The 5923-nt window shown below is 68.1% G+C and carries 7 protein-coding genes; 1 reads left to right on the plus strand and 6 read right to left on the minus strand.

Going from position 1 to position 5923, the window contains the following annotated elements:
• From ACFWF3_RS21220 to ACFWF3_RS21245, 6 genes are all read right to left on the minus strand, one after another.
• Window positions 1-176 (minus strand): MaoC/PaaZ C-terminal domain-containing protein (locus ACFWF3_RS21220; protein ID WP_379314983.1); only part of this gene is annotated, 176 nt, incomplete at its 3' end.
• Window positions 173-1666 (minus strand): long-chain fatty acid--CoA ligase, encoded by a 1494-nt coding sequence (locus tag ACFWF3_RS21225; RefSeq protein ID WP_379314980.1) that lies wholly within the window; start codon window positions 1664-1666, stop codon window positions 173-175. The genes ACFWF3_RS21220 and ACFWF3_RS21225, both read right to left, overlap by 4 nt.
• A gap of 9 nt (window positions 1667-1675) precedes the next feature.
• Window positions 1676-1954 (minus strand): hypothetical protein, encoded by a 279-nt coding sequence (locus ACFWF3_RS21230; RefSeq protein WP_379314981.1) that lies wholly within the window; start codon window positions 1952-1954, stop codon window positions 1676-1678.
• The gene (locus tag ACFWF3_RS21235) at window positions 1951-3108 is read right to left on the minus strand and encodes an acyl-CoA dehydrogenase family protein (RefSeq protein WP_379314982.1); all 1158 of its coding nucleotides are present in this window, start codon (window positions 3106-3108) and stop codon (window positions 1951-1953) included. Before ACFWF3_RS21235 ends, ACFWF3_RS21230 begins: the two co-directional genes overlap by 4 nt.
• A 16-nt stretch (window positions 3109-3124) precedes the next feature.
• On the minus strand, window positions 3125-3877 hold the full coding sequence (fabG, locus tag ACFWF3_RS21240) for a 3-oxoacyl-ACP reductase FabG (RefSeq protein ID WP_378988073.1): 753 nt from the start codon (window positions 3875-3877) through the stop codon (window positions 3125-3127).
• A gap of 16 nt (window positions 3878-3893) precedes the next feature.
• On the minus strand, window positions 3894-5045 hold the full coding sequence (locus ACFWF3_RS21245; protein ID WP_378988076.1) for an acyl-CoA dehydrogenase family protein: 1152 nt from the start codon (window positions 5043-5045) through the stop codon (window positions 3894-3896).
• A gap of 128 nt (window positions 5046-5173) precedes the next feature.
• On the opposite strand from ACFWF3_RS21245, the gene ACFWF3_RS21250 reads away from it, so the two are divergent.
• Complete coding sequence (locus ACFWF3_RS21250) at window positions 5174-5809, plus strand: TetR/AcrR family transcriptional regulator (protein ID WP_378988079.1); 636 nt, start codon at window positions 5174-5176, stop codon at window positions 5807-5809.
• Window positions 5810-5923: the final 114 nt, after the last annotated feature.

Below are 5923 nucleotides of genomic sequence, written 5' to 3' on the forward strand. Positions count from 1 at the left end.
GTTCCGTAGGGGCCCGCGGCGGCGCGCTCGGCGTCGACGTGGATCCACTGGTGATCGTCGGTGGCCTCGGCGAACAGGTCGATGCGACGCTGGTCGACGGTGATCCAGTCGCTGGGGCCGAGTTCGGTGCCGACCGCCGCCCGCAGCGCGTCGACATCAGCGAAATCCGTGGTCATGCCGTTCCTCCGAAACGTTGGCGCAGTGCGCGTTTGAGAACTTTATGGGTGGGGCCGAGGGGTAGCTCGGTCACGAATTCGACGCGGCGCGGGTACTTGTACTTCGCGACCTGCTGCTTGGCGAAGTCGATCACTTCCCGCTCGGTCAGCGCGCCCTCGGGCACGACGACCGCCACGACCTCCTCACCGTAATGGGGGTCGGGCACCCCGATCACCGCCACCTGCGCGATCCGCGGGTGCCGCATCAGGGCCGCTTCGACCTCGGTCGGATACACATTGAATCCGCCGCGCAGGATCATCTCCTTGATCCGGTCGACGATGCGCACCCGACCGGTGTCGTCCCTCGTGCCGAGGTCACCGGTCCGGAACCAGCCGTCGACCACGGCCGCGGCGGTGGCTTCCGGCCTGCCGGTGTAGCCGCTGAACACGTTGTGCCCGCGCACCACCACCTCGCCCACGTCGCCGACCGGCAGCAGTTCGATGCGGTCGGCGATCGCGGGATCGGCGATCTCCACGTCGACGCCCCACACCGGATGTCCGACGGTGCCGGCCTCGGTACCGAAGCACGGCTGGTTCACCGCGGCGGTCGGCGATGTCTCCGACAGGCCATAACCCTCGAGTACCGGCGCGTGGAAGACCCGCTCGAATTCCTCGAGCACGGCAACGGGCAGCGCTGCGCCACCGCTGATACAGAGTTTCAGCTCGGGCAGTACCGGCGCCGAACCCGCCGCTTCGATCAACGACAGATACATGGTGGGCACGCCGTGGAACAGGTTGACCCGCTCGGCCGCCATCAGCGACACCGCCGCGGCCGCGTCGAATCTCGGCATCAGCACCAGGGTGCCGCCCACCCGCCACTGCGAATTCATCGATACCGTCTGCCCGAACACGTGGAACAGCGGCAGCGCGCCGAGGGCGATGTCGTCGCGGTGGATTTCGTTGGCGTCGAAGGTGTTCACCGTCGCGCACATCACCATGTTGAGATGGCTCAGCTCGGCGCCCTTGGGTGTACCGGTGGTGCCACTGGTGTAGAAGACGACCGCCGTATCGAGCGGGCCACGCGAGATGAAGTTCGAGATCGCCGTGCCGGCAAGCTCTTCCGGCGCCACCACATCGATGCCCACGTTCCTCGCCGCTTCGCTCCCGGTCGCCGCGACCATCGGATGACAGATCAGCAGCGAGGCACCGCTGTCACGCAGCACGTATTCCATCTCCGGCGCGGTGAGCAGCAGATGGACGGGCACCACCGTCGCGCCCGCGGCGAGGACGGCGAAATAGGCGCGCGGGAAATCGACGGTATTGGGACACAGCAGCGCTATCCGGTCGCCGGGTCGCACACCACGCGCGATCAGGGCGCCGGCCTGTTCGCGGGCTTCGCGCCACAGATCGGCGAAGGTGATGCGGTGCTCACCCTCGATCAGCGCGAGGTGATGCGGGCGGCGGCGGGCGGGTTCGGCGAGGATGCTCGCCAGGGAAAGTGTGGCGTTCACGGGTGGTTCCTAACGACAACGTTGGCGGAAAGCAGTGGCCACCGCACAAGGCGGGGCTGGATGCGATGGCAACCGGGGGCGAACACCGCACCGGTCACGGATGCTCGTCACGATCGACGACAACCGCGCCACGTCGTCGACTGCGCCGAAATCCACGCTCGGCAGCCGCTGCACCAGGGCCGTGATCGCTTGTGCGGCAAGGTCATCGGGTTGAACCTCGGCCAGCGGGCCCCCGTACCGGCCGAACGGCGTCCGCACGCCGTCGGCCAGATACGCGGTGCCGGTCACAAGCCCATGTCCTTGGCGATGATCATCTTCATCACCTCGCTGGTGCCGCCGTAGATCCGGTTGACCCGGTTGTCGGCATACAGGCGGGCCACCGGGTACTCGTTGATGTAGCCGTAGCCGCCGTGCAGTTGCAGGCAGCGGTCGATCACTCGCGAAGCCACCTCGGAGCAGAACAGTTTGGCCGAGGCCGCGTCGGCGGCGGTGAGTTCCTCGCGGTCGAGGGCCTCCAGCGCCCGGTCGACGACCGCCTCGGCGGCATCGACCTCGGCCTGGCAAGCGGCCAGTTCGAACTTGGTGTTCTGGAACTGCGCGACCGGCCTGCCGAAAACGTCACGGCCCCTGGTGTACTCGAGAGTGAACCGGATCGCCGCCTTGGCCTGGGCATAGGCGCCGAGGGCGATCGAGAGCCGTTCCTGCGGCAGATTCCGGCCCAGGTAGCTGAACCCCTTGTTCGCCTCCCCCAGCAGGTCCGACACCGGAACCCGCACGTCGGTGAAGGACAGCTCGGCGGTGTCGGAAACCTTCAGACCCAGCTTGTCCAGCTTGCGTCCCACCGCGTACCCCGGCGACTTCGTATCGACCACGAGCAGCGAGATCCCGTGGCGGCGATCCGTTTCCGACGGCGGAGCGGTCCGCGCGCAGACGATCACCCGGTCGGCGTGCACACCGCCGGTGATGAAGGTCTTCGACCCGTTGAGCACATAGTGCGTGCCGTCCTCGGACAGCTGTGCGGTCGTGCGCATTCCGGCGAGATCGGATCCGGTGCCGGGCTCCGTCATCGCGATCGCGAACATGATCTCGCCCGAGACGAATCCCGGCAGCCAGCGCTGCTTCTGTTCATCGGTCGCGAGGTTCTTCAGATACGGCAGACACAGGCCCACGTGCACGCCGGAGCCGCCGAAAGACACACCGGCCCGGGTGGTTTCCTCCAGCAGGATCGCCTGGAACTTGAACGATTCGATGCCGGCGCCTCCGTACTGCTCGGGCACCTCGATCCCGAACACCCCGAGGCCGGCCAGCTCGGCGTAGAACTCGCGCGGCACGATGCCCGCCTCGTACCACTGGTCGTAGACCGGCGAGACCTTCGATTCGATGAACGCCCGCACGGTCTTGCGGAATGCTGCGTGCTCGTCGGTGAAAACTGTTCTCTGCATGGGGTTTCTCCGCAATCTAGAGACGGCGTCCGCCGTCGACGTACACGGTCTGCCCGGTGACGAAGCCGGCGTCGTCGGAGGCGAGGAACGCCACCACGTTCGCGATGTCGGCGGGCACGCCGACCCGTCGCAGCGGGGTGATCTCGGCGGTCTTCGCCTGCAAATCCTCGGCACTCACGCCCATCCGCGCCGCGGTGGCCGCGGTCATCTCGGTGGCGATGAAGCCGGGGGCGACCGCGTTGACGCGAATCCCGAACGGGCCGAGTTCCATGGCGAGGGTGCGGGTCAGGCCCTGGATGCCCGCTTTGGCCGCCGCGTAGTTGGCCTGGCCGCGATTGCCGAGCGCCGAGACGCTCGAGGTGTTGACGATGGCGCCGCCACCGTTGTCCACCATGTGCTTCTGCGCGGCCTTGCTGCACAGGAACGCGCCGCGCAGGTGCACCGCCATGACGGTGTCCCAGTCCTCGACCGACATCTTGAACAGCAGGTTGTCGCGCAGCACGCCCGCGTTGTTCACCAGCACGTCGAGCGAGCCGAGATCGGCCACGGTGCGCGCGACGGCGTCGGCCACCTGCGCCTCGTCGGCGACGTCGCAGCCGAGGCCGATCGCGGTGCCGCCTGCCGCGTTGATCTTCCCGGCGGCCAGCACCGCGGCGTCGGTGTCGAGATCGACGACGGCCACGGCGAATCCGTCGTCGGCCAGGCGGGCGGCGGTGGCCGCGCCGATGCCGCGAGCCGCCCCGGTGACGAAGGCTGTTCTGTGGGTCATGGGTCGTACTCCTGTGTCAGACAATGGCGTTCACGCCGGTGAGGGCGCGCCCGATGAGCAGTTTCTGGATCTGGGTGGTGCCCTCGTAGAGAGTCAGTACGCGCGCGTCACGCAGATACTTGGCGACGGGGTATTCGTCGATGTAGCCGTAGCCGCCGAACACCTGGATCGCGTTGTTGGCGGCCGAGACCGCGGCTTCGGAGGCGAACAGCTTCGCCATCGACGCGGCGGTGCCGAAGGCTTGCCCGCGGTCGGCGAGATCGGCCGCGCGCCAGGCGAGCAGCCGGGCGGCGTCGGTCGCGACGGCGATATCGGACAGCAGCTCCTGGACCAGCTGGTAACCGGCGATCGGCTTGCCGAACTGTTCGCGCTCACCGGCATAGCGCACCGCGGCTTCGAGGCAGGCCCGGGCCACGCCGACGCACCCGGACGCGACCCCGATGCGGCCCTTGTCGAGCGCGGACATCGCGATCCGGAAGCCCTGCCCCTCCTCGCCGAGGCGCAGCGCGTCGGGCACCCGGACGCGATCGAGGACGAATTCGGCGGTGGCCTGGCCACGCAGCCCGAGCTTGCCCTTGATCTCGGTCCGGCCGAAGCCCGCCGCGTCCGTCGGCACCACGAACGCGGTGACCCCCTTGGGGCCGGGCCCGCCGGTCCGCGCGAACACCAGCGCGTGATCGGCCCAGGTCCCGTTGGTGATGAAGATCTTGGTGCCGGACAGAACCCAGTCCGACCCGTCGCGGACGGCGCGGGCGTCCAGATTCGCCGCGTCGGAGCCGGTGCCGGGTTCGGTCAGCGCGAAGCAGCCGAGTTGTTCACCCGCGCAGATCCCGGGCAGGAATCGCTGCTTCTGCTCCTCGGTGCCGTAGGCGGCGATCGACTTGCCGAACAGCCCGAGCGAGACCGACACGATGCCGCGCACCGCGCTGTCACCGCGGCCGAGCTCCTCGAGCAGCAGGCAGTAGTCGAAGGTGTCGCCGCCGGAGCCACCGTAGTGCTCGGCGATCCCGATGCCCAGGAAACCGAGAGCGCCGAGTTTGCCGACGATCGCCGGGTCCACCGATTCGTCGCGATCCCACTGCGCGGCATACGGCACGACTTCCTTGTCCACCCACGTTCGGGCGAGTTCACGCAGGTCGGACTGCGCTGGGGTGAGCTGGAAATCCACGGAACCACTCCTGAACCAAACGGCGTTAGGTTTACTCGGGCACCGTATCCTAACGCTGTTCGGTTAATCAAGAGTCATTTTCGGCATCGGTGATACCGTTCGATTCCCGACGAGAGAGGAAGTACCGCATGGCGAGGCCGCGCGTTCCGCTGTTGAGCCGCGAGCGCATTCGCGACGCCGCGCTGGTCCTGATCGACCGCGACGGGCTCGCCGAAGTCTCCATGCGCAAATTGGGCGCCGAACTCGGCGTGCAGGCCGCCTCGCTCTACGGCCACTACCCGAACAAGGACGACCTGTTCGACGACATCGCCACCGGCATCATGAGCCACGTCGACACCTCGGCCTTCGACTCCATGAGCTGGGATCGCGCACTCGCGGACTGGGCGCGCAGCTACCGCGGCGCGCTGGCCACCCACCCGAACTTCGTGCCGTACCTGGCCACCGGCCCGGGCCGCCGAGCCGAGAACCTGCGCGCCGCCGACGCCGTACACGGCGGTCTGGTCGGTGCGGGCTGGCCACCGCGCTACGCCACCATGATCGGCGCGGCCACCCGCTACCTGGTCATGGGTTCGACGGTGGGCTCGTTCGCCGGCGGCTTCGCCGACGACGTGCAGGTCTACCGCGACCGCTACCCGCACCTGAATCAGGCACACCTGCTGCGGGCGATCGCCGACGAAATCGATGACGACAGCTTCGAATTGGCGCTCACCGCGTTCATCGCCGGCCTCACCGCCACCTACGCGACCGTCGTCACCGCGGACTGAGCCTGCCCACACACAACAAAACCGGTGGCGCCTACGCGATCGCTCCCATGCGCCACCGGTTCTGTTGTCGGTCCCCCCGTCTGAGGGGTTCGCCTACATCGAGGCGATCAGCCG

It is taken from the genome of Nocardia sp. NPDC060220, assembly GCF_042727815.1.
GTDB lineage: Bacteria > Actinomycetota > Actinomycetes > Mycobacteriales > Mycobacteriaceae > Nocardia.